The organism is Planococcus sp. BI3 (assembly GCF_056680115.1).
Genome location: NZ_CM155266.1, coordinates 3401788 through 3424887, shown reverse-complemented (window position 1 = coordinate 3424887; position 23100 = coordinate 3401788). Strand labels below are relative to the sequence as shown.

The 23100-nt window shown below is 49.9% G+C and carries 27 protein-coding genes and 1 riboswitch; of the genes, 7 read left to right on the top strand and 20 right to left on the bottom strand.

All coding sequences use genetic code 11. The annotated features are described in order from the left end of the window. The 13 genes from AC1MEO_RS17150 to AC1MEO_RS17090 form a co-directional block, all read right to left on the bottom strand. Nucleotides 1–549: a bifunctional adenosylcobinamide kinase/adenosylcobinamide-phosphate guanylyltransferase gene (locus AC1MEO_RS17150; protein WP_480332728.1), complete on the bottom strand. Its 549-nt coding sequence runs from the start codon at nucleotides 547–549 to the stop codon at nucleotides 1–3. Beyond that, nucleotides 531–1610, bottom strand: a complete 1080-nt coding sequence (locus AC1MEO_RS17145) for a pyridoxal phosphate-dependent aminotransferase (RefSeq protein ID WP_480332726.1) — start codon at nucleotides 1608–1610, stop codon at nucleotides 531–533. Before AC1MEO_RS17145 ends, AC1MEO_RS17150 begins: the two co-directional genes overlap by 19 nt. Next, on the bottom strand, nucleotides 1597–2550 hold the full coding sequence (gene cbiB / locus AC1MEO_RS17140; protein ID WP_480332724.1) for an adenosylcobinamide-phosphate synthase CbiB: 954 nt from the start codon (nucleotides 2548–2550) through the stop codon (nucleotides 1597–1599). Before cbiB ends, AC1MEO_RS17145 begins: the two co-directional genes overlap by 14 nt. Then, nucleotides 2547–4013, bottom strand: coding sequence for an adenosylcobinamide amidohydrolase (locus AC1MEO_RS17135; RefSeq protein WP_480332722.1), 1467 nt, complete (start codon nucleotides 4011–4013; stop codon nucleotides 2547–2549). Before AC1MEO_RS17135 ends, cbiB begins: the two co-directional genes overlap by 4 nt. Before the next feature lie 2 nt (nucleotides 4014–4015). Then, nucleotides 4016–5008 (bottom strand): FecCD family ABC transporter permease, encoded by a 993-nt coding sequence (locus tag AC1MEO_RS17130; RefSeq protein WP_480332720.1) that lies wholly within the window; start codon nucleotides 5006–5008, stop codon nucleotides 4016–4018. Then, on the bottom strand, nucleotides 5001–5978 hold the full coding sequence (locus AC1MEO_RS17125; protein WP_480332718.1) for an ABC transporter substrate-binding protein: 978 nt from the start codon (nucleotides 5976–5978) through the stop codon (nucleotides 5001–5003). The genes AC1MEO_RS17130 and AC1MEO_RS17125 overlap by 8 nt, the downstream gene beginning before the upstream one ends. 203 nt (nucleotides 5979–6181) lie before the next feature. Further along, a complete protein-coding gene (locus tag AC1MEO_RS17120; RefSeq protein WP_480332716.1) occupies nucleotides 6182–6331 on the bottom strand; it encodes a hypothetical protein in 150 nt (49 codons plus the stop codon). Further along, nucleotides 6318–6504, bottom strand: a riboswitch (cobalamin riboswitch). (Overlaps the previous gene by 14 nt.) Before the next feature lie 46 nt (nucleotides 6505–6550). After that, nucleotides 6551–8212, bottom strand: coding sequence for an arginine--tRNA ligase (gene argS, locus AC1MEO_RS17115; RefSeq protein ID WP_480332714.1), 1662 nt, complete (start codon nucleotides 8210–8212; stop codon nucleotides 6551–6553). Beyond that, nucleotides 8212–8619 carry a YwiB family protein gene (locus AC1MEO_RS17110; RefSeq protein ID WP_480332712.1) on the bottom strand — a complete coding sequence of 136 codons (408 nt, stop codon included), beginning with the start codon at nucleotides 8617–8619 and terminating at the stop codon, nucleotides 8212–8214. Before AC1MEO_RS17110 ends, argS begins: the two co-directional genes overlap by 1 nt. 168 nt (nucleotides 8620–8787) lie before the next feature. Beyond that, entirely contained in the window at nucleotides 8788–9285 is a 498-nt protein-coding gene (locus AC1MEO_RS17105) for an antibiotic biosynthesis monooxygenase family protein (RefSeq protein ID WP_480336132.1), read from the bottom strand. A 343-nt stretch (nucleotides 9286–9628) separates the two neighbouring features. Further along, nucleotides 9629–10501: an agmatinase gene (gene speB / locus AC1MEO_RS17100; protein ID WP_480332710.1), complete on the bottom strand. Its 873-nt coding sequence runs from the start codon at nucleotides 10499–10501 to the stop codon at nucleotides 9629–9631. A gap of 3 nt (nucleotides 10502–10504) precedes the next feature. After that, entirely contained in the window at nucleotides 10505–11338 is an 834-nt protein-coding gene (gene speE / locus AC1MEO_RS17095; RefSeq protein ID WP_480332708.1) for a spermidine synthase, read from the bottom strand. 551 nt (nucleotides 11339–11889) lie between these two features. Continuing rightward, nucleotides 11890–12408, bottom strand: coding sequence for a YwhD family protein (locus AC1MEO_RS17090; protein ID WP_480332706.1), 519 nt, complete (start codon nucleotides 12406–12408; stop codon nucleotides 11890–11892). Nucleotides 12409–12469: 61 nt separating this feature from the next. Between AC1MEO_RS17090 and AC1MEO_RS17085 the strand changes: the two genes are divergently transcribed. Next, nucleotides 12470–12655: a 2-hydroxymuconate tautomerase gene (locus AC1MEO_RS17085; RefSeq protein ID WP_038704761.1), complete on the top strand. Its 186-nt coding sequence runs from the start codon at nucleotides 12470–12472 to the stop codon at nucleotides 12653–12655. A 309-nt stretch (nucleotides 12656–12964) separates the two neighbouring features. On the opposite strand, the gene AC1MEO_RS17080 is transcribed toward AC1MEO_RS17085, so the two are convergent. From AC1MEO_RS17080 to lipL, 3 genes are read right to left on the bottom strand one after another with little or no spacing between them, the layout of a single operon-like run. Then, the gene (locus AC1MEO_RS17080; protein WP_480332704.1) at nucleotides 12965–13459 is read right to left on the bottom strand and encodes a YwgA family protein; all 495 of its coding nucleotides are present in this window, start codon (nucleotides 13457–13459) and stop codon (nucleotides 12965–12967) included. Continuing rightward, nucleotides 13460–14764, bottom strand: coding sequence for an HD domain-containing protein (locus AC1MEO_RS17075; RefSeq protein WP_480332702.1), 1305 nt, complete (start codon nucleotides 14762–14764; stop codon nucleotides 13460–13462). A 53-nt stretch (nucleotides 14765–14817) separates the two neighbouring features. After that, nucleotides 14818–15639: an octanoyl-[GcvH]:protein N-octanoyltransferase gene (gene lipL / locus AC1MEO_RS17070; protein WP_480332700.1), complete on the bottom strand. Its 822-nt coding sequence runs from the start codon at nucleotides 15637–15639 to the stop codon at nucleotides 14818–14820. Between the two features lie 174 nt (nucleotides 15640–15813). Here lipL and hemQ point away from each other — a divergent pair, with 174 nt between their 5' ends. After that, the gene (gene hemQ, locus AC1MEO_RS17065; protein WP_480332698.1) at nucleotides 15814–16563 is read left to right on the top strand and encodes a hydrogen peroxide-dependent heme synthase; all 750 of its coding nucleotides are present in this window, start codon (nucleotides 15814–15816) and stop codon (nucleotides 16561–16563) included. A 280-nt stretch (nucleotides 16564–16843) separates the two neighbouring features. Here the strand turns inward: hemQ and AC1MEO_RS17060 are convergent, their stop codons facing one another. Genes AC1MEO_RS17060 through AC1MEO_RS17045 form a run of 4 tightly spaced genes read right to left on the bottom strand, consistent with a single transcriptional unit; the run spans nucleotide 16844 to nucleotide 18964 of the window. Next, nucleotides 16844–17221 (bottom strand): DUF423 domain-containing protein, encoded by a 378-nt coding sequence (locus AC1MEO_RS17060; RefSeq protein ID WP_480332696.1) that lies wholly within the window; start codon nucleotides 17219–17221, stop codon nucleotides 16844–16846. A gap of 20 nt (nucleotides 17222–17241) precedes the next feature. Continuing rightward, entirely contained in the window at nucleotides 17242–17502 is a 261-nt protein-coding gene (locus tag AC1MEO_RS17055; protein ID WP_480332694.1) for a YwdI family protein, read from the bottom strand. A gap of 60 nt (nucleotides 17503–17562) precedes the next feature. Continuing rightward, nucleotides 17563–18237: a uracil-DNA glycosylase gene (locus tag AC1MEO_RS17050; RefSeq protein ID WP_480332693.1), complete on the bottom strand. Its 675-nt coding sequence runs from the start codon at nucleotides 18235–18237 to the stop codon at nucleotides 17563–17565. Between the two features lie 7 nt (nucleotides 18238–18244). After that, complete coding sequence (locus AC1MEO_RS17045) at nucleotides 18245–18964, bottom strand: DUF4230 domain-containing protein (RefSeq protein WP_480332691.1); 720 nt, start codon at nucleotides 18962–18964, stop codon at nucleotides 18245–18247. Between the two features lie 70 nt (nucleotides 18965–19034). On the opposite strand from AC1MEO_RS17045, the gene AC1MEO_RS17040 reads away from it, so the two are divergent. The 5 genes from AC1MEO_RS17040 (at nucleotide 19035) to AC1MEO_RS17020 (ending at nucleotide 23032) form a co-directional block, all read left to right on the top strand. Next, nucleotides 19035–19289, top strand: a complete 255-nt coding sequence (locus AC1MEO_RS17040; protein WP_480332690.1) for a hypothetical protein — start codon at nucleotides 19035–19037, stop codon at nucleotides 19287–19289. Nucleotides 19290–19349: 60 nt separating this feature from the next. Continuing rightward, nucleotides 19350–20183: a pyridoxine/pyridoxal/pyridoxamine kinase gene (pdxK, locus tag AC1MEO_RS17035; RefSeq protein WP_480332689.1), complete on the top strand. Its 834-nt coding sequence runs from the start codon at nucleotides 19350–19352 to the stop codon at nucleotides 20181–20183. Nucleotides 20184–20469: 286 nt separating this feature from the next. Then, nucleotides 20470–20820, top strand: coding sequence for a YojF family protein (locus tag AC1MEO_RS17030; protein WP_480332687.1), 351 nt, complete (start codon nucleotides 20470–20472; stop codon nucleotides 20818–20820). 13 nt (nucleotides 20821–20833) lie between these two features. Next, a complete protein-coding gene (gene bshB2, locus AC1MEO_RS17025) occupies nucleotides 20834–21523 on the top strand; it encodes a bacillithiol biosynthesis deacetylase BshB2 (RefSeq protein ID WP_480332685.1) in 690 nt (229 codons plus the stop codon). 156 nt (nucleotides 21524–21679) lie between these two features. Beyond that, nucleotides 21680–23032 (top strand): YjiH family protein, encoded by a 1353-nt coding sequence (locus AC1MEO_RS17020; protein WP_480332683.1) that lies wholly within the window; start codon nucleotides 21680–21682, stop codon nucleotides 23030–23032. The last annotated feature ends 68 nt before the right edge of the window (nucleotides 23033–23100 follow it).

The window sequence follows — 23100 nt, the reverse complement described above, 5'->3', positions numbered from 1 at the left end:
TCACTTCCTTCTGAATGCCAGGCCGTTTTCCATCTCGATGGCCTGATCGGCTTGCTGCACGAGCCAGATGTGGATGCGCCCTAGCCAGCTCTGGTAAAGTTCGTCGCGCACGAAGTCGTCCAGCACTTCGTTCGAGACGACTGTCAATAAATCAACGGTCTCCAGCATTTCGTAAATCGTTTTTTTCAGGCCGCTCCATTTCTGTTCCATGCATCCTGGCTTTTCCGCACACATGCTGCCTGTTTCCCAGCCTTCGTAAAGTTCATTGGCGAGCCATGTCGTTACACAATCCCATAACACCAAGTCTTCTGGTTGCAGTTCACCCAGAACACTGTCCATACGATAGGCTTGTTCGATTGTCAGCCAGCCATCTTCCTGGCGATCTTTCCGGTGGCGTTCAATGCGGTCTTTCATTTCTTCATCGTGGGCCTGTCCGCTCGCCAAATAGATTTTCCGCCGGTTGCCAGCTGCGCAGACAATCGATTCTGCATAGGCGCTTTTGCCGCTTCTGACCCCTCCGCTGATAAATATTAATTGGCCTCGAGCCATTCCTTAATCGCCTCCCGCAATATCCCCATGTTCTCCGTTGACTTCATGCCGATCCGAAACCATTTGCCGTCCATCCCCCGAAACGATTCGGTATGCCGCAGGACGATTCCCGCTTTTAGGAAATCCCTGAAAAACGCAGTAGAATCGTCTGGATCCGGCAGCTGAAACGACAGGAAATTTGCTGCTGAATCGCTGGTCCGGCAATTGTTCGCAGCCAAAAACTGCCGCATATGCTGCCGTTCTTCCGTTGCAGCCGCAATGACTTTGCTGCGATAAGCCGCTTCGTCCAAGCATTGGGCACCGATAGCCGCAGATAAAGCATTGACGTTCCAATGCGCCGCCCCCTGCTTCAACTGCCCAATCGTTTCTGCCCGGCTGACCACGTAGCCGAGGCGCAGTCCGGGAATGGCATACATTTTGGTCATCGACCGGACGATGATGACATTTGGAAAGCTCTTCAAAAGCGGCATAAAGGATGCCGCTTCACCAATAAAGTCGATAAACGCTTCGTCGATTACGAGTTCGCAGTCCTTTTCCAGGCAACTCTGCGCGATTTCCTGAAGTGTATCGGTGCTCAGCAATACACCCGTAGGATTTTGCGGATTGCAGATATAGATAGCTGCACAGCCTGGAATTGCGGCTTGGACATTTTCAATCGTTAATTTCCATCTATTTCCAGCTTGCAATTGAATCTCTTTAATCTGGACATTTTCCGCTTCCAGCGTCTGGCGGTATTCGGAAAATGCCGGTTCGACCAATCCGACCTGCTGATTGCGGTATCTTCTGGCGAGCCATGTAAAAATCTCGGCCGCGCCGTTTCCTGCAGCCACTCCATCTACCGCGACATTATGGAATTCTGCAGCTGCCGTGCGGAAAGGTTCTCCGTCAGGGTCCGGGTAGGAACCGATTAATTCAAGCAAATCCGTCCACCGTTCAGCCAGAAAAGCAGGCGGCCCGAACGGATGGACATTTTCACTAAAATCCAAAATCTGTTGCGGCGGGCTGATGCCTGCCTGTTTATAGAGGCGCAGCGGATTGGCTCCATGTTTAGGCAATTCCAAGCAAAACTCCTCCTATAGCGAATAAAATGAAAAAACCGATGGTGACCGTCTGCATCTGGCTGATGGCATCCTTGATATGATGCGCTTCCAGCGGATGGACTGCTGTGCCCATGCGCGCACGGTCCGACTCGACTCCCTTGTAGCGGTTGACTCCGCCAAGTTCTACGCCCAATTGCACGGCAGTCGCCGCTTCCAGCCAGCCGCTGTTCGGGCTCGGGTGCTTTGGAGCATCCCGCAGCCATTCTGAAAAACGCTGACGCAAGGTCAGTGAACGCTTGTTTTCTGTCATCACCAAAATCAAAAATCCGGTCAAACGGCTTGGTATAAAGTTCACTGCATCATCTGCTTTTGCGGATGCAAAACCGAACTGCTCGAATTCTTCATTCCGGTAGCCTACCATCGAATCGAGCGTGTTGATGGCTTTATACAGCCACAAACCCGGTGCGCCCAGCAGAAACGCCCAGAACAGCGGTGCTGTTACCCCGTCGCTGGTGTTTTCAGATACCGTTTCCACGACGCCTCTGGTAATTTCGCTTTCATTTAGCCCGGCCGTATCCCTGCCGACAATCCAGGACAATTTTTCACGTGCCAGCACCATGTTTTTATTCGTCAGGGGATTGTAGACATCCATCGCCGCATCTTTTAGACTCTTCTGGGCAAGGCCTGAAGCGATCAGCAAGGCTTCAACGGCAATTCCTGCAAAGACATTCAGTGAATAGGCCAGAAAAACAATCGCGTAGACGATCAAAAAGGACGAAACGGCAATCGTTGCAAGCAGCAGGAAGCCGTTTCGGAAAGCGTTCGGCCCGTGATTCCAGCGCCCGGTCAGCTTGCGTATCGCTGTGCCGATCCAGCGAACCGGATGGGGCCAATTCGGCGGATCTCCGACGAGGCGGTCGATGGCCAATCCCAGCGCAATTGCAATCAAATGAGACATCATATACTTTTCGCTTTCGCCAGCTGGTACAATTTGAGCGCTTCAACTGTGCACTCAAAAACGCCGACGCCGATCAATTTCCCAAGCTCGGTGATGGGACCCGCGTAAGGAAGCGGCTCGCCTTGCTGTGTTGCCGCGACCAGGCAGCTGTCGGTGGATGTTCCGGTCGCAATCGTGCCGGTCAGCGGATCTTTGACTTTCTCCTGCTGAAGGGCTTTGGTCTTGGCTTCCGTCGCGGTGATCATCGCCTGGATAAAGGCTTCATCCGACAAGACGCCATTGACCAATACCCAGGTGTTGATGGTGCCGACGCGCAGTGTACGCTCCACCGCTTTCGAGACATCCACGCCGTTTCCGACGCCCGCTGTCACAGCGATCACCACTGAACCGAATGGGCCTTCGTATTCTTTTACGATGGCGTCTTCTGTCTGGACAGCAGTCATCATCCCTACTGTATCCGTCGTTTTCAGTCCGCTTTGTTCAATAAACCCGGACATTTCCTGGACGCTGTCATTGACATTGTAGAAAGCATCCACATGGCGATTCATAAAATTCCGGAACCATCCGAAGCCCGCATTGACAACTGCTGAAGAAACCGTCTTTAACGGAATGGGGCTCTGATAAAGCACCATGTCTTTGGAAACCTGAAATTCAGCTGCACGGATGGGATGGAGGACGGACTCTCGTTCGACTCCCGGCAATAAAGTAATCTGAGGTTTCGGCAATTCCGGATGCGGATGGTTGCTGACGCGCGTATGGTAGACCGCCTCGATATCCTGTTCCCGAACCACTTCATGCGGTTCACCGATCCGGACAACCTGCCCCTGGTCCAGCAGCAGCAATTGATCGCAATACATCGATGCCAGGTTGATGTCGTGAAAAATGGAGACAATCGTCAAATCCTTTTCGATGGCCTGTTTTTTGATGGTGTCGAGCAATTCCTTCTGGTGGTTGATGTCCAGATGATTGGTCGGCTCATCCAACAGCAGGATCCCTGCATCCTGGGCCAAAGCTTGTGCCACAAAGACACGCTGCTGTTCGCCGCCCGACATCCGGTCGATCTGTGTTTTTTCGTATTGGCTGATGTCCATCAGGCGCATCGCTTCCAGGACAGTCTGCTCATCTTCTTCCGACCAGGAAGAAAACCAGCCGTTTTGATGCGGATACCTGCCAAGTGAAACGGTCTCCCGGACGGTATGGGCAAAAGCGTGGGCATGCAATTGAGGCAAGACCGCCATTTTTCTGGCCAATTCTTTTGCCGGAAAATCAGCAATCGACATGCCGTCAATCCGAACGTCCCCACTCGATGCCGGCAGCACACCGCTGATCAGTTTCATCAAGGTTGATTTGCCGCTGCCGTTAGGCCCTAAAATACCGAGGATTGAGCCTTTATTGACTGTAAACGATACGTCTTTGACGATATTCTTATCGCCATAGCCGCCTGTCAGTCCTGTTATTTCCAGCATGGTTAAGCCCCTCCTTTGCGTTGTCGGAAAAAGATGAATGCAAATACCGGCGCCCCGATAAACGCAGTGATGACCCCGATCGGCAATTCTGTCGGTGAAATGATGGTCCGTGACACCAAGTCACAGACGATCAAAAGCGCCGCTCCGTTGATGAACGATAAAGGCAGCACGTGCCGATGATCAGACCCCCAAAGCAAACGGGTCATATGCGGAACGACCAGACCGACAAAGCCGATGGTGCCGGAAACCGAAACTGCTGCGCCCGTCAGCACCGAACCGCCGATCAAAATGGTCATTTTGCTCTTTTTGACATCGACTCCCAAATGCTGCGCGCGTTCTTCACCGAACAGCATGGCGTTCAATTCACGGCGCTTCAGCCATAAGACGAACGAGCCGATCAAGACGAACGGCAACGCCATCCGCACATAAGGCCAGCCCCGCATCGATACGCTGCCAAGCAGCCAGCCGATAATCTGGCGCAGTTCTTCCCCAGTCAATGCAATCATTAAGGAAATGATGGAGCCGAGAAATGAACTGAAGATGATCCCTGTCAAAATGACGGTTTCCATTTTCATGGAACGATCCACCATCTTCGCAAAGCTCATGACAGCAAGCATCGTCAGCAGCGCGCCAATCATGCTCATGACCGGCAAAGTGAACGGACCCAAAAACGGGATGGAAATACCAAAAAAGAGCGTCATCACAGCGCCGACGGAGGCACCGGAAGACACTCCCAGGGTGTAGGGATCAGCCAACGGATTCTTTAGAAGCCCTTGGAATGCAGCCCCGGCAATCGCCAGCGCCGCACCGACAAGCCCTGCCAAAATAACGCGCGGCATGCGGATATTCCATAAAATATTGGCAGCCGCCTCATCCGATGACGGGTTCCACAACACAACCGGCGAAATGGAGACCGTCCCAACCGTCACCCCCAGCAAAACGGCTCCTGCTAAAATCAGCAGCGAGACGCTGTATGCCAGAACATTTTTACTCATTGAATACTTCAGGATAAACAGCCTGCGCCATTTCCATCAATCCTTCTGATAAGCGTGGGCCTGAACGGGTGAGCATATCCGAATCCAGGTTGTAGACAGCATCCTCTTTGACAGCTGTCACTTCTGCAAAGCCGCTGCGCGACTTGATTTGGTCAACGGCATCTTCAATATAGCCGCCTTCTGTCGTAATGATGACTTCTGGATCTGCAGCCACGATGGCTTCCGGATCCATACTGACCCAGCCTTCCAACTCGCCGGCTACATTTTCAGCGTTGATGAGCGTCAGCATTTCGTCCATAAAGGTGCCTTTACCGGTCGTGTAGATATCCGGCTGGCTGCCGACTTCCAAGAAAACGGTTTTCGGCTCTTCGATCGTACTTGCCAATTCCTCGATTTCCGCCACTTGGACTTCCATTTCCGAAACAACGCTTTCCGCCTCTTCCATCGCGCCTGTCGCTTGTGCGATTACCGTAATGGAATCATAGACTTCTTCAAAACTGACCGCATTGTTGACGACGAATACAACAAGTCCCGCATCACGCAATTGCTGCAGGCCTGCGTCTCCTACCCCAAGTCCGGATTCATGTGCCAGCACCAAGTCGGGTTGCAAGCTGATGATTTTCTCCACATTGAATTCCTGGCCGCCGATTTTCTCGATTTCTGCAGCTTCTTCCGGGTAGTTGTCAAAATCCGAGACGCCGACCATTTTGTCGCCAATTCCGAGTTCAAAGGCGATTTCGGTATTTGACGGCACCATCGAGACGATGGCTTCCGGTTCTTCTTCAATGACAATTTCATCCCCGACCGCATCCGTCAGTGTCACCGGAAATTCAACATCCGCCACTTCTGTCGGCGGTTCCGCTGGTGTTTCGACGTCCTGTTCTTCTTCCGGTGCTGCCGTTTCTCCGCAACCTGCCAGTAACACCGCAGCCAATCCTGCCGCTGCACCAAACTTCCAAATCTTCTTCATAATAAATCCCCCTTGTTGTTTTTACTGTTTATCTGGTTATAACAAGTGAACGACCGAAGAAATCACTACAGGCGGACGCTTTCCGCGGGCGAAGCGCTGAGCCTCCTCGTCGCAAGCTCCTGCGGGGTCTCATCACTCCGCTTTCCCGCAGGAGTCGCCGCCTTTCGCTCTTTCTTCTAAAGAGCCACCTTGGTAATACAAAGTTATTTTTTTGCTAAGGAAGCCTCTGAATCTCTATAAGAAATCACTTCTAACATAAAATCCCCCGCAGCAAACTGCGGGGGATTGAAAGGACGCCATAAAAAAGCATGCGCATCCAGCCTTTCCTCGCAGGCGTTTGGGTGTGTTGTCATAAAGGCAGGTCTCCTGGCTTGTGGTCGTCGGTTTCTGCACCTTCCCAAAGCATCGCTTCAGTGGCATTTTGCAGATTCCTCTCACATACAGTGGCGGGACCACGCCGGAGTTGGACCGGCTTCCCTTTTAACTCATGTTCTTAGACATAAGCACCTTTATGAATTGTTATCATATTCTGTTACTTCTCTTTATTATACACGTAAACGACCGTGTGTTCCTTACATTTTTTCTGGAGCTGCAACACCGACTGTTTTCAATGCGTTGGCCAAAGTCGTTTTCACGGCCGTAATCAATGCCAGACGGGCACTTGTCAATTCCGGATTGGACGCGTCCAATACTTTATTGGCGTTATAGAAGCTATGGAAATGAGACGCCAGTTCATGGATGTACGCAGTGATTCGGTGAGGTGCACGCTGCTTGGCCGCATCCGCGATGACCTGCGGGAAATCACCGATTTTCTTCAGGACATCAATTTCCTTTTCAGAAGTCAATAAATCTAAATGGTCTTCTGAAACCATCAAGCCTTGCTCTTCTGCCTGACGCAGAATGGAAGAGATACGGGCGTGAGCGTATTGCGAATAGTAGACCGGGTTTTCGTTGGATTGTGAAACAGCCAAATCCAGGTCGAAGTCCATATGTGTATCGCCCGAACGCATCGCGAAGAAATAGCGCACAGCATCCAAGCCGACCAATTCAACCAGCTCGCGCATCGTTACGGCTTTGCCGGTACGTTTGCTCATTTTCATCTTTTCCCCGTCTTTGTACAATTGCACCATTTGGATGATGCTGACTTCCAGTGTCTCGCGGTCATAGCCAAGTGCTTCGATCGCCGCTTTCATGCGCGGGATATAGCCGTGGTGGTCAGCTCCCCACACATTGATGAGCTTGTCGAATCCACGCTGCAATTTATCTTCGTGATAAGCGATATCGGGCATCAGGTATGTGTAAGTGCCGTCGTTTTTGATCAGCACACGGTCCTTGTCGTCACCGAAGGTCGTTGAGCGGAACCAAGTCGCGCCGTCTTCTTCATAGACATGGCCGTTTTCACGCAATTTAGCTAAGGCAACATCAATCTTGCCGTTCTTGTAAAGAGACGATTCCGGATACCAGACGTCGAATTTCACGCGGAAATCTTCCAAGTCCTGCTGCAATTTGGCCAATTCCACTTTCAAGCCGTGCTGGCGGAATGCTTCAAAACGCTCTTCATGGGTCATGCTGACGAATTTGTCGCCATGTTCCTGAACGAGTGCATCCGCAATATCTTTAATATCCTGTCCGCGGTAGCCGTTTTCCGGCATGCTGTCGCCTTGGCCGAGAGCTTCAAAATAACGGGCTTCGATCGACAAAGCCAAATTATTGATTTGATTGCCGGCATCGTTGATGTAGTATTCGCGTGACACTTCGTATCCCGCAAAGTCCAATACATTACAAAGCGAATCGCCGACGGAAGACCCGCGGGCATGGCCCAAATGCAGATCCCCTGTCGGATTGGCTGAGACAAATTCCACTTGGATGCGTTCGCCGTTACCCGCTGTTGAACGACCATAATCCGCTTGCTGCTCCAGCACGGTTTTAATGACATCCAGCAGATAATCCTTTTTGATGGTGATATTGATGAATCCAGGCCCAGCGATTTCAACCGTCTGGATGTTTGCTGCATCTTTGTCAAGGTTTGCTACAATCGCTTCAGCAATCGCACGGGGCGGCTTTTTCGCCAGACGTGTCAATTGCATGGCAATATTCGTGGCGTAATCGCCGTTCGCTTTGTCTTTAGGTGATTCTAGTTGGACTTCAACCGGTTCGGTCGTCAATTCCGCTTTTTCGATGGCTTCCGCAAACGCCATTTTAATCGCCTGTTGAACTTTTTCTACTGCATTCATCATTTAGCCTCCATAAACTGTATTTCCATTTCGTATTCGCCGACATGATCCGAGCCCAATGCCAGATCATAGCGGACCATGAACCGCGTACCGCTGATCGATAGCTCGTGTGCCTTCGTCGTCAGCATGAACGACCCCTGTTCATTTGTCAGATTGCCGGTTTGTTCTTTATGTAATAAAAAAGGGAGCCGCATCTGCAGGCCGCCGCTTCTCATGATCACTGCTTCATCTTCTTGAATTTTGACCGTCGTCCGGATTTCAAGATCATCCTGCTGTTCAGCATATTGCAGATAACGCATCTTGTTTTTCTCCGTTAAGGTTCCGTGAGATTCCAGCACCATCACTTGTTCATCCATATCCGGCTGGCGGATCGTCGTCGTCAGTTTGATTGTCACTTTTTTTTGCATAGCTCTCCGCCTCCCCGTCCTTTGATAACCTTTATATTATAGCTTGACTCGACTGTTTTTTTCAATGAAGGATTGGCAGGAACTGCAGATTAGACAAAAGACCACATGTTTTGGCCTCAGCCAAATCCATGTGGTCTTTAAATCTTGTCCATTACAAAGTGCATTTGTTCATCTTGTATAGGTCGTCACAAAAGAAGGGCGCGGGAAAATATTCGGGCGCTTGTCGATGCCTTCCGTGGTGCCTCGCTTGGCGTGTGCATGCCCGTATGCCTGCGATTCCTGCCAATCCTTGAACGATTGCTCGTCTTTCCAAATCGTCAGAATGGTGTAGGTATCCGAATTCAGCGGACGCAATACGCGGATCGCCGCAAAGCCTGGCTCTTTCTCCACCATTCCCGCGCGGTTTTGGAAGCGCGACTCGAACAGCTCACGTCCTTCTTCCGTCACGGGAATATTATTGAACACTGCATAGAAGCCGTCGTTGATGTCTCCTACCGCATTCAGCACTTCGTAAGCTTCCGCCCCTTGCAGCCCGGGACCGCCCTCTGTTTCATAGAGCAAAACCGCTTCGTCGCCGTTCACTAAATAAATCAGCCGCGCATTAGCCAAGTTTGCCATCAGTGTTACCGCCTGGTCGCGGTGGCCTGTCCATTTATACAATTCCATCGTCTGCACCTCTTCCACTAGTTCGTCCATTTCATCTTATCCCTTTTAATCTAAAGAATCTATCCAGAGCACACTTGTTGAAATACCAAAAACCGATCTGAAGATTTCTCAGACCGGTTTGATTTATTTTATGTCTTTCAAATCCAGACAGGTGCTTGCGCTTGTCACGGCTAGACGGCTTCCAGCGCTTGTCGGGGCTTAACGGCTGCCTTCGCTTTTCTTTATTGTCCAGCTCCAGCGCCCAGCTCCTTGGGTCATAAGCCAACCCAGCTGCGTGGCAAAGTGCGCCACACTGCTGGTCTGTCTTATGCCCGTTGAATCTACACGGGCGCTTACGCTTTTCTTACTTCACCCAACCCAAAATCATCTCACGCATCAGCTTGCTGGCTGTGTTTGCGGTTTGGTCGGAATGGTCGTAGACAGGGGCCAGTTCGACAAGGTCGAATCCGACTACGTTGACGCCTGACGCTGCGATGGCGTGGATGGATGCCAGCAGTTCACGGGACGTGATGCCGCCTGCGTCGACGGTTCCTGTGCCCGGTGCGTGTGCAGGGTCCAATACGTCCATATCGATCGTCACGTAGACATCGCGCCCTTCAAGGGTCGGCAATACTCTCTTCAACGGCTCCAGCACTTCAAATTTCGAAATGTGCATGCCTTGCTCTTTGGCCCATTCGAATTCTTCTTTCATGCCCGAACGGATGCCGAATGAATAGACATTCTTCGGTCCGATATGGTCCGCAATTTTACGGATCGGCGTCGAATGGGAATATTCTTCGCCTTCGTAGTTTTCACGAAGGTCGGTGTGTGCATCAAAATGGATGATCGCCAAGTCGTCGTATTTGCTGGCGACCGCTTTCATGACCGGCAAGGATACCAAATGTTCGCCGCCCATGCCCATTGGGATTTTATTATCAGCCAAAAGTGTGTGAACGTAAGTTTCGATTTCGATCAGGCTTTTTTCCGGATTGCCGAACGGCAAGGGTATATCGCCGGCATCAAAAAACTTCACGTCTCCAAGTTCGCGGTCAAGATACGGGCTGTATTCTTCCAGTCCGATCGACACTTCACGGATTTTGTTCGGGCCGAAGCGGGATCCCGGACGGTAGCTGACTGTCCAGTCCATCGGCATGCCGTAAAGGACGGCTTTCGACTCTTCGTAATTCGGATGGCTTTTGATGAATACTTTTCCTGAATAGGTTTCGTCAAATCTCATCGGTTACTCTCCTGTCAGATCTTTTACGAATTTCGGCAATACGAAAGCGGCGTTATGCAGCTCAGGCGTGTAGTATTTTGTGTCGATTTCATGGAAACGCTCTGCCGGAACTTCCAGCGGGTTGTATTTCTTCGAACCGATCGTGAATGCCCACAAGCCGCTCGGGTACGTCGGAATGTTCGCCAAGTAGAGCTTCGTGATCGGGAAGATTTCCCCGACGTCGCTTTGGACCTGTTTGATCAAATCCGCTTTAAACCAAGGGTTGTCCGATTGGGCCACAAAAATGCCGTCTTCTTTCAACGCTTTTGAAATGCCTGCATAGAAGCCTTTTGAAAATAGGTTTACTGCCGGTCCGACCGGTTCAGTTGAATCCACCATGATGACGTCGAATTCGTTGTCAGATTCCGCAATGTGCATGAAGCCGTCGCCGACGATCACTTCCACGCGTGAATCTTCCAAGCCTGACGCGATGCTTGGCAAGAATTTTTTCGAGTACTCGATCACTTTGCCGTCAATGTCGACAAGCGTCGCTTTCTTGACAGACGGGTGTTTCAGGATTTCGCGGATAACGCCGCCGTCACCACCGCCGACAACCAACACGTTTTCCGGATTCGGGTGCGTGAACAATGGCACGTGCGCCACCATTTCGTGATAGACGAATTCGTCTTTTTCAGAAGTCATGACCATGCCGTCCAAGAACAGCATATTGCCCCATTCCGCTGTTTCCGCCATTTCCAGGTATTGAAATTCCGTTTGCTCCGTATGAAGCGTCTTGTTGATCTTCATCGTAATCCCGAAATTCTCTGTTTGTTTTTCTGTATACCAAAATCCTGCCATCTATAATCAAACTCCTTTTCAATCTGAATCAAATCCACCTTAAAAAAGTATAAGTGTTTTCGGTGAAAGTGCAATATTTTTTTCCTATTCCTCTTTACCCGTTGAAAGTGGTGCTACGCTCTAAATAAAAAGGTTTCCTGTACAGGGAATCTTTTCCCTTCACAGAAAACCTTTTTAAAGCCTGACGATGCGGAGAAAGAGACATGAGGCATTGGGCTTGGGTTTTATCGCGCTTTAACGGTCAGTAAGACTTCCACTTATGTAAGTGAGAGCACTGACCGTTAAAGTCCGATTGGATGGACTAACAATCAGCGGGGATAAATCCCCACTGTTTGAAGTTTCTCTTTATCGCAATGGCTCACAGCACTTGCTCGCTATCAGGTGTCCTAGCTTTCTATTGAAAAGCTGTATTTCTAGTGTACTGCCTTTTATAGACAACTTCAACCATCCAATGGAAGCAAATTGAAATGTCACATTCTGTTCAAAAAGCTGCATTTTTGATAGATATTCCGCTTTGACAATTGCATCATTTATTGGCCAAGCAGTTTTTCTTACTTTCGGCCAAGGTCCTGGTGAAGCTGTTCTGAACTGCGCTGCCACATTTCCGGGTTATGGGTCTCCAAGTATTCGGCCAGTACCCGCTTCGACGGTTCGTCCATTTGGTCGACGAGGATTTTGCGCTTCATCGATTTGTCCATGCGGTTGACATGATCAGCCAATATCTTATAGCCTCTGCGTTTCTCCCGGTTGACCACCATTTCACAAGCCGCAACTCCCGCATAATAAGGGCCTTCCGGATTAAAATCGATGGTGATCCACACGAGCCAATAATCTTTGCCGCCCTCAGAATCTTCCGGGTTGGTGGTGAACTTGATGCCGCGCTCCACTTCACTGCGGGCGTGCATCGCGCCGATATCAATAAAGGCTTCCTGCTCTTCCACGTCGATGAATAGTGGAGAAACGTTTTCCAGTGACAAAGAACCGATGCCGTAGCCTTTATGGCCGTCCGTCGGATCGTTTTTTATGATGGTGAAGCCTACTTTTTGTTTTGGTTTTTCTTCGTTCGCCATTGTCTGAATCCTCCGTTCTGCTATGATGATAGTATTCTCAAGAAAAGGAGCTGTATCCATTATGCCATACGTAACTGTAAAAATGCTCGAAGGCCGCACAGAAGACCAAAAACGCGCACTTGTCGAGAAGGTATCCGAAGCTGTTTCTGAAACAACAGGCGCACCCATCGAAAATGTCACTGTCTTTATCGAGGACATGAAAAAAACCGATTATGGAACAAAAGGCAAACTGTTCAGCGATCAGTAAGAAAAGCGGAAATGGCCGTTCAGCTCCGACAAGCATAAGACGCGCTGGCGAAGCGGCATTTTTTCAGCCGCACAGCCAGAGTGGCTTATGACTCGAGGAGTTGGCCATTGCAGCTGGATCTCATGAAGAGTGGAAGTGCCTATTCAGCTCTGACAGGCATAAGGCAGACCGGCGAAGCGGCGGACTTTGCCGCACAGCCAGAGTGGCTTACATCCCGAAGAGCTAGGCACTGCAACTGGATCCCAAGAGAAGCTCAACTTCAATTGCTCAAAAACTCCCGTAACGGGAGTTTTTTCATTTCTCCTCCACTTACGAACGCAATTCCTCGATAAAAGCGAACGCTTCATCGATTTCCTCAGCCGTAAATTTCAGCTTACCTTTGACGACATGCAGCTTGTGGATCTGTTCCTCGCGGTTCAGGTTGTCGAAATATAGGAGTGTCGCGGCCAATTCCAGGAATCGCCCGCTTTTGGCATTCAGTTTTCCGGCGGTCAACGGGTTATCCAAAACGGATTTGCCCAAAACCTTTCGGAATTCCATGCCTTCTTCCGTCACGCTGTATTTGTATTGAACGTAAGAACCTTTGTCTTCCAATGCTTCCGACAAAAACCCCATATCGCATAATTCCTCCACACGGGCAGTCAATTCTTCTGAATACGGTCCATAAATATGGAACTCGTATTTTTCCTGAAACGGCAGGTCCATCTTCTTCATTATGTAAATCATTTTCTGCAATTTCTTGCGGCCGGTGACCCCTTCCGCAGTGGCAATAAAGTCCACGATTTTTGCATGTTCCTTGAGCAACTAGAGCCCTCCTTCTCGAAGCATTTCCAAAATCTGTTGCTTGATGGCTTTTTTCTTGCCATCGATCAATAGTTCAGCTGGAAAATACAATTTATAATCGGTTCTGCGCTTGCCTGAAATGGCGTCCACAATCTGGGACAAGCGCGATAATTCCTTGATGTCGCCATTCGGCATCAGCAAGTGGATCGGCAGACGCTCTTCTTCCTCTCCCGGACGATAAAAATCGTAGGGCAGATCGGATGTCGAGTCGTCAATCAAATAATATTCCGGGTCAATGCCGGCAGAATGGAACAGCTGAGCCAGCTCGCCAAGCTTTTTATAGTCCTTGCCCGGATCGAAATCGACGTACTGGAACAAACGGCGGTTGACGAACCGGTCGCAAAGGTCTGCCAAAATCGGATCGCGTTCGTCCATCCATAATTGGAAGTAGGTCATCAGGACGCCTTCGTCCAGCGCCAAATATTCTTTCAATGTAAAGCTGCGGTCGAAAAACGACAGGAAGTGGGTCGGCGGCTGCGCAAATTTATAGCCGCTTCCGCTCAATTCTTTTGCACGCTGGAGAATCTTCCGCAAAATCACTTCTGCGCTGCGGGCAACCGGATGGAAATACACTTGCCAATACATTTGGTAACGGCTCATGATGTAATCTTCGACGGCGTGCATGCCGCTCGACTTGATGACAACCTGATCATCCAGCGGCCGCATGACGCGCAGTATCCGTTCCATATCAAAATGGCCATAGGAAACCCCGGTATAATACGCATCCCGCTGGAGGTAATCCATGCGGTCCGCATCGATCTGGCTGGAAATCAAGGATACGACTTGTTTATTCGAATACGTTTTGGCAATGACATCTGCCACTTTCTTCGGGAAATCCTCAGATACCCTCGTCAAGACTTCATTGACCTCGGTGTCCCCCAGCAGAATTTTCCGTGTAAACTCCTCATGGTCGACTGAAAAAACTTTCTCGAATGAATGCGAAAACGGGCCATGCCCAAGATCATGAAGAAGCGCCGCGCACAATACGACAAGGCGCTCGCTTTCATCCCATTCCGGACGGCCATGGAAAATATCATCCGAAATCCGGCGGACGATTTCATATACGCCAAGCGAGTGGCTGAAACGGCTGTGTTCCGCGCCGTGGAATACTAAATATGAGGTGCCCAATTGCTTGATCCTGCGCAAACGCTGAACTTCACGCGAATTGATCAGATCCCAAATCACTTGGTCGCGCACATGGATATACCGGTGAACTGGATCTTTAAAGACTTTTTCCTCAGCTAATTTTTGCGTTGCGTAGCTCACTCGCGCACCTCCGTTTTTTCATGTAACAGCTATTCTACACCAGCGCCGCTCCTCTATTCAAGAGAGCGTTCCAACATTTTTCGGTTGCGTTCGACCACCCGTTCCAGATAAAATCCGTACAGCTCCGTCTCGTCCGGCTGCAGCGGCATCAGCGCCGGTGCGCCCATCAAGGCATGGAGGTCCAGCACCACTTCCTGGACGGTGATTTGCCGTTCCAGCAGCTCACTGAGCGATGCCATCGTTTCGGGTTTTATTTCCGGATAAGCGAATTTCGTTTCTTCGCCTTGCAGCCCTGCCCTGTAAAAATCACGGATGACTCTTGCGCGCTCCGATCCGCTGCCTTCGATGCATAGATAAACTTGTACGGCAATGCCGCGGCGGATCCGGCGCTGCGAAATGCCGGCGAATTTCCGGCCGCCGATGCTCAGGTCATACGATCCCGGGCAATACGAGCCGACGATTTCGTAGGCATCGATCACGGCTTCCGGAAACAGTTCCCGGACCAATTCGAGCATCAATTCATAGCCTGCCGGAATGTCGATGGCGTTGTCCTTTTCCGACAGCACCAGCGAAATGTTCAGGACACCGGCGTCCAGCACAACCGCGAGTCCGCCGGAGTTCCGGACAATCGGCGTAAAGCCGTGTGCTCTCAAGGCGTCCATGCCCTCATCGATATGCGGCAAACGGTGATCCTGGATGCCAAGTACCACGGTATCGTCGTGCACCCAGGTGCGGACGGTGGGCGCGCTTTTTCCCGCTCCCACCAATTCACACAAGGTATCGTCCGCTGCAAATGACTCCAGCGCGGAACGGCTTTTAGCGCTCAGGGACTGATCCCAGAAACGCCAGGATGTTTCTTCAAAAAATAATGGCATGCCCATTTCTCCTCTTCCTGCAATTCCTTGTCTTCAGTTTACCCTTTTCCGGACCCGCTGAAAACCCGGGCGCGTCATGTCAAATTGGTGACAGCCATTAGTTTTAAAGGAAGTTGGTTGGGCGTTGTGCTAAACTGATTGGTGAGTGATTTACATCAAAGGAGTGTTTGAGTAATGAATGAAGCAGCAATTACATTAGATGGCTGGTACGTCCTGCACGATTTCCGTTCGATGGATTGGGTAACGTGGAAAATGCTGACGGACGAAGAACGCCAATTCGCGACCGAAGAATTCCAGGCATTTATGGACAAAATCAACCAAGCCGATGAAAATAAAACCGGCGCACACGCACTGTATTCAATTGTTGGCCAAAAAGCTGACTTGATGCTGATGATGCTGCGCGAAACAATGGACGAATTGAACGAACTTGAAACGGAATACAATAAGCTGACATTGATCGCTTATACGGTTCCTACCTATTCATACGTTTCCGTTGTCGAACTTTCCAACTACCTGGCTGGAAAATCCGATGAAGACCCTTACCAGAACCCGCATATCCGCTCGCGTCTGTACCCAGAGCTTCAGCGTTCACAGTACATCTGCTTCTACCCGATGGACAAGCGCCGCGAAGGCAACGACAACTGGTACATGCTTCCGATGGATACACGCAAAGAATTGATGCTGTCACACGGCAAGATCGGCCGCAGCTATGCCGGCAAAGTAAAACAGATCATTTCTGGATCTGTCGGCTTTGACGACTACGAATGGGGCGTTACTTTGTTCGCAGACGATGTTCTTCAATTCAAGAAATTGATCTACGAAATGCGTTTTGACGAAGTCAGCGCGCGCTACGCAGAATTCGGTTCATTCTACGTAGGAACACGACTGGATGCCGAAAGAACCGTTAAGCTTCTGGAAGTTTAATCAATGCATGCCGAAAGCCGCCTTTTGGGCGGCTTTTTTGTTTGATTATATGGGGAGCGCACCTCAAACGTCCTAAATCGCACCTCGCCGCGGAATCAGCAGCAGTTTCACACATTATTTTTCCAGTTAATTGGATATACAATCCGGATTGGTCAATATACTGTCCATTCCGCTCCAAATACTGTCCAAACTTCGAAAATACTGTCCAAACAACCACATTTACTGTCCACAGCCAAAAAAGAGGGCAATCCGCATAAAACGGATTGCCCTCTTCCTATTCTTACAATGCTTTTACTGCAGCAATGATGACCATTACCCAGGCGGCGATAAATGCAACGCCGCCGATTGGCGTGACGGCACCTAAAATGCTGATGCCTGTTAAACTCAGGACATATAAGCTCCCTGAAAAAATGACGATTCCAGCAAGCATCAAATAGCCTGCCCAGTTCAATGAGCCGAGTGGCCCAAGCAGAGACGAGCTCATGAGGATCGCGATGACCATCAAGCCGACTGCGTGGAACATCTGATATTGTACGGCGGTTTGCCATGTTTCTAAGTATTTGTCCGCAACGCGCCCTTCCAGCAGATGTGCGCCAAACGCGCCAAATGCGACAGACAGGAGGGCGTTAACCGCTCCGGCAATCAAGAAAAACTTCATATTCGGCTTCCTCTTTCCTTTTAAAATTCAAACAGCGAATCGCCGTTTGCGTCTTCTTCTTTCAGCTTGTTGACGGCAGAAACCGCCTGCGGCTGAGGGGAAGCAAGCGGCACGGCACGCGGTGCTGGCTTGTCGACTGCCGGTTGATCATCCTCGAGCAGCAAATCGCATAATGCACGGATTGCTGCGACAGCGTCACGCACCTTCGCAGGATCGCCGCCCCGGGCACGCGTCGTGTGCTTGTCGATTTCATTTAAAATACGCATGGTATCGATGGCCATGTTACAGCCCCCTCTCCGTTTATGAATTACTTCCAGTTTACCACGGCAATCTGCTGCAGGTCAGTCCAAACAGAAATCGATGGGCGCTTGGCCGCGGCTTTGTAACAGACTGTTCACTTTTGAATAGGGCCGGCTGCCGAAAAATCCACGGCTGGCGCTGAGCGGGCTCGGATGCGGCGCTTCGAGTACGTCATGCTTCCCGAGATTGATGAGCCGTTTTTTCGTTTGGGCAGGTTTGCCCCATAACACAAAAATAATCGGCTCCTCGCGCTCGGATAATTTGCTGATCACCCTGTCCGTAAACGTCTCCCATCCTTTATTGCGATGCGAATTGGCTTCACCGGCCCTGACCGTCAGCACGGTGTTCATCATCAGGACGCCTTGGTCGGCCCATTTCGTCAAGGTGCCGTCTGCCGGTTTGTCACAGCCGATGTCTTCCTTCAGCTCTTTGAACATATTGCGCAGACTCGGCGGATGCGGCACCCCCGGCTGGACCGAAAAGCTCAAGCCATGCGCCTGGTTTGGCCCGTGATACGGATCCTGTCCCAGAATAACGACTTTGACATCCTGATACGCGGTGTGTTCAAATGCCGACCAGATATTTTCCTTTGCAGGATAAATGGCGTTCGCCGCATATTCTGCTTTTAAAAACTCACGCAGCTCCAAATAATACGGTTTGTCGAATTCTTCACCCACGACCTCCTGCCAATCGTTGTTGAAAATCTGTTTCTCCATATTCACATCACTCCTCGAATTCTACTGTAACGTCATAGTCGACCAGCCCGAACATCTCCTGGACCGAACGCGCAGCATTGGCTTCTGCCGTCTGCAGCACACCTTGGCCCTCGGTTTCCGCGAGCATCAGGCTTTTGGCTTCTTCTGCCAGTTCATATGCTTCGGAAATGTCGGCCCCGCTGCGGAACAGCCCTTCATACGAATAAACCTCCACCTGGTCCATAAACAGTTCCGGGCCTCCCAAAAACTCAGCCGGCGGCAACGTCAATGTTGCAGTCTGTGCCTCTTCGTCAAGCACGATATCGTCTTCCGACACTTTGGAAAAATCAATGCCGGCGCGGACCGATCCCGGGATGACGACGAGCAATTGCCGTTTCGTTCCCGGCAGGTCGAGACCGATTTCCTGTCCGAACACTGCGTTGTCTTCACGTTCTATAATGACTTTCGAAAAAGCTTCTGCTGTGGACAATTCATTCAAGTCCTGGATCTGTTCCAGAAAAGCGCCTTTACTTTCTTTGAATGTGCTGCCTTGGATCATCCAAAAAGTGCCCAGCGGCAGAGCCACGAGCAACAACAATAAAATTGCGATCAATACGAGGAACGTATTGCGCCAGACGCTCATCATCAGTTTAGTGCTTTTCCAAAAGCCGGATTCTTTCGTAGTCCCCTGCTCTTTCATTTCTTCCAATAAACGTTCGATCTCCGTCAATTTCGGATCCTTCGCCAATAAAACCCCTACTTTCTTATATTCTATTCATCTCTGCTTCATGGTACGCTTATCTAAAGGAGCGATCAGCATGGCCGATTGGCGCGAAAAAATATCCAGTGTTTCAAAAACTAAAGGCACAAGTGCCCCCGAAAGTGCGAAACGTGCCGGACTGGGCTGTCTTGGGCTTATTATCATAGTTGTTTCCATTCTAACATTACTTATTACGATCGGTCTTTTCAAAAGCGGCTTTGCTTTAATGGGAATTTTCACCACTGTATTCCTGCTTATCTGCATCGCGACGGCCGTTCTTCTGCTTGTGCCGAATAAGCGCAATCCGTTGTAAATGTTCGAATTTTTGTTAAACTGAGAGCAAAGACATAATCCACTTAAAGGAGATTTACCCATGACACTGAAAAAAACCTTAACCATCGCCGGTTCTGACACTTCCGGCGGAGCAGGCATACAAGCAGACCTAAAAACCTTTCAGGAACACGGCACCTATGGCATGAACGCATTGACCGTCATCGTCACTATGGATCCTGAAAATGGCTGGAGCCACGGCATCCATCCTATCGCGCTGGATACACTCGATGCGCAGTTGAAAACCGCATTTTCCACAGGCATCGACGCATTGAAAACGGGCATGCTGCCAACGGTCGACATCATTGAAATGGCCGGAAAAGCGATTGCCGAGTCCGCCATCAAGGACGTCGTCATCGATCCGGTTATGGCGTGCAAAGGCGAAGACGAGGTTTTATTTCCTGAAAACGTTGACGCCATGATCAAGTATTTACTGCCGAACGCCAAAGTCGTGACACCGAACCTGGTGGAAGCGGGGCAATTATCAGGCGAAGGCACGATTCATACAGTGGAAGACATGCAGGCAGCTGCTGAAAAGATCCATGCACACGGCGCTGAGTTTGTTGTCATCAAAGGCGGCAAGCAACTAAAGCATGAAAAAGCAGCCGATTTGCTGTTTGACGGCAAAACACATTATTTGCTGACATCCGAGAAAACCGATACTACCTACAACCATGGCGCTGGCTGCACATTCGCAGCAGCCATCACGGCTAACCTGGCTAACGGCCAGTCGGTCAAAGATGCTGTCCTGAATGCCAAGATTTTTGTGGCGACGGCAATCCAGCACGGCTGGAAGCTGAACGAGTACGTCGGTCCGGTTATGCACGGCGCCGCATCGAAATTCACCAAAGCCGAAGTTGACGTAACCGAATTATAAGAAATAATAAAAGCGTGCCGGATTTTTTCGGCACGCTTTTTTGCGACCGGATTTTATTGCTGTCGGACTGAGGTGCGGTTTTCGTGTCGTGAGGTGCGGTTATTGTGGAATGAGGTGCGGTTTTCGGCCTGAGAGGTGCGGTTATTGCAGCATAAGGTGCGCTTAACAGCATTTGAGGTGCGGTCGGGAGAAATTTCAGTATAATCCTGGCCCCAAAGCATCCTAATCGCATTCTTCCCCATACTTCCTTATACTGAAAGAATACCGATTCTATAGGAGGAACATCATGGAACTAGTCGAAGTAAAAAAATTACAGGTTCAACTGGATGCGTTCGCAGGCAAAGATGTTTACCTTCATTTGGAAACCACCAACGGCTCGTATGCCACCCATTTCAATGAAGGCTTTTTCAACGCCGGAGCGTTTATCCGAAACGTCGTCATCAATTACGAACTTGGAAAAGTGGTCGGCGACAGCCCACACCGTGTCGGACTGAAATTGCCGCATGGCTGGGTCTATGCACAAGGCATCACCCATTATGAATTAGACGAACAGGGCCGCCTGCTGCTGGCAGGACATGACGGCGCTGGGAAATTGGCGGTGGCGCTGCAGATCAGCGAAACACCGTTCAGTTATTAAGGGAGGACTCACTATGACAATTTCACCAGAACGCCATGTGCTGGTCATCTTCCCTCACCCCGACGATGAAGCGTTTGGGGTTTCCGGAACGATCACGACATATATCAACCAAGGCACTCCCGTTACATACGCGTGTCTGACGCTTGGCGAAATGGGCCGCAATCTGGGCAACCCGCCATTTGCCACAAGAGAATCATTGCCGATCATCCGCAAAAAAGAACTTCAGGCCTCTGCAGATGCAATGGGACTGACCGATCTTCGGATGATGGGGCTTCGCGATAAAACCATTGAATTTGAAGACGACGAGAAGATGGTCGGCCTGATGACGGATCTGATCGAAGAGCTGAATCCTTCGAAGATCATCACCTTCTATCCCGGTTTTGCTGTCCATCCGGACCACGAAGCGACTGCCCGTGCGGTTGTCCGCGCTGTCCGCCGGATGAAAGACCGTCCGACATTGCATGGCGTCGCTTTTGCAAACGACACGTTGGAAATGCTAGGCCAACCTGATGTCGTTTACGATATCAGCGAAGTCCGCGACCAAAAGATGAATTCCATGAAAGCCCATATTTCTCAAACTGCCTGGATGCTTGAAGAAATGGAACACAAGCTTCAGCAAGGGGATACAGAGACGGAAAATTGGCTGACGAAAGAACGTTACTATAATTATAGATGGCATGAGGATTTTGAAAAATCCTTCTAAAATTATCCCCCCCAACTTTTTCTCTGTTGGGGGTTTTTTTTATGGACGTTTTCAGATAATATAAACATTGGCTGTAAAGCGTTTTCATAGGGGAAAAACGCTGTATAATCAGTTATAATTACGTGTATTCATGCATTGAGAAAAGGGGAATTATTTGTGAAAAAGTTTTCTGCTTCAACCTGGCTATTATTTCTGATTCCTTCTTTACTTGGAATCCTGCTTTTCCTGGTACCTATTCCAACTGAAGATGGCTGGATGGTAACCATAGCAGTTCTCGCCAACCTCATGGCCGGATCCATTGAATCCACCGTACCGTGGATCATGATGGGCATTTTGATTGTGGCCGCTTTGGGTTCATTGCTCTTCATCACAAAGGAAGTCAACGAAACAGAATATGTTTCATTTATCGACAAGCTTTTTAATGTCAATCTCTTCTGGACAATTGTCCGGATTCTTGGAGCTGTGTTTGCAATCATGGTCCTGTTCCAAGTCGGTCCTGAACCAATCTGGAATGAAAATACCGGCGGCCTTCTTCTCGCTGGAGACGGTTTATTATCTTTCCTTTTCACGATTTTCTTGTTTGCTGGACTTTTTCTTCCACTCTTGATGAATTTTGGTTTACTGGAGTTTTTCGGGACCATGATGGTGAAGATCATGCGTCCGCTCTTCCGCTTGCCTGGCCGTTCGTCCATTGACGCTTTGGCATCATGGGTTGGAGACGGCACCATCGGGGTCTTATTGACAAGCAAGCAATACGAAGCGAATAAATACACGCAGCGTGAAGCAGCTATCATCGGAACCACTTTCTCCGTAGTTTCCATCACTTTCGCGATTGTTGTCATTCAGGAAATCGGGCTTGGCAATTACTTCCTGCCTTACTACGCAACTGTCATTCTGGCAGGCATCATCCTGGCACTCATCATGCCGCGTATTTATCCACTGTCGAAAAAGCCCACTACCTTCATGGACGGTTCACCCCAGGAATCTCAATCTGAGGATGTCCCAGAAGGCTATAATGTTGCTACCCACGGCATCGAAAACGCGCTGACGAAAGCGGAAGACAATCGTTCAGTCAGCAAATTCTTCAAAGACGGCTTCAAAAACGTGCTGGATATGTGGATCGGTGTCGCACCAGTAGTTATGGCGTTTGGTACTGTTGCTTTGATCTTGGCTGAATATACGTCTGTATTCACGATACTTGGCTTGCCATTCGAGCCATACTTACGTTTGCTTGGCGTTCCGGAAGCAGCTGAAGCTGCACAATTAATGGTTGTCGGCTTTGCTGACATGTTCCTGCCAGCCATTCTTGGCGCAGGAATCGAGTCTGAAATGACACGCTTTGTCGTCGCTACGATGTCCGTAACACAATTGATCTATATGTCCGAAGTCGGCGGCTTGCTGCTCGGTTCCAAGATTCCTGTCAATATTCTGGACCTGATCATCATCTTCCTGCTGCGCACAATCATCGCTTTGCCGATTGTTGTCGGTGTCGCACATCTTTTATTCTAATCAACTCACAAAACGCCATCCGCATGCCGCGGATGGCGTTTTTATACTTTCAAGCTCTTTTAATGGGA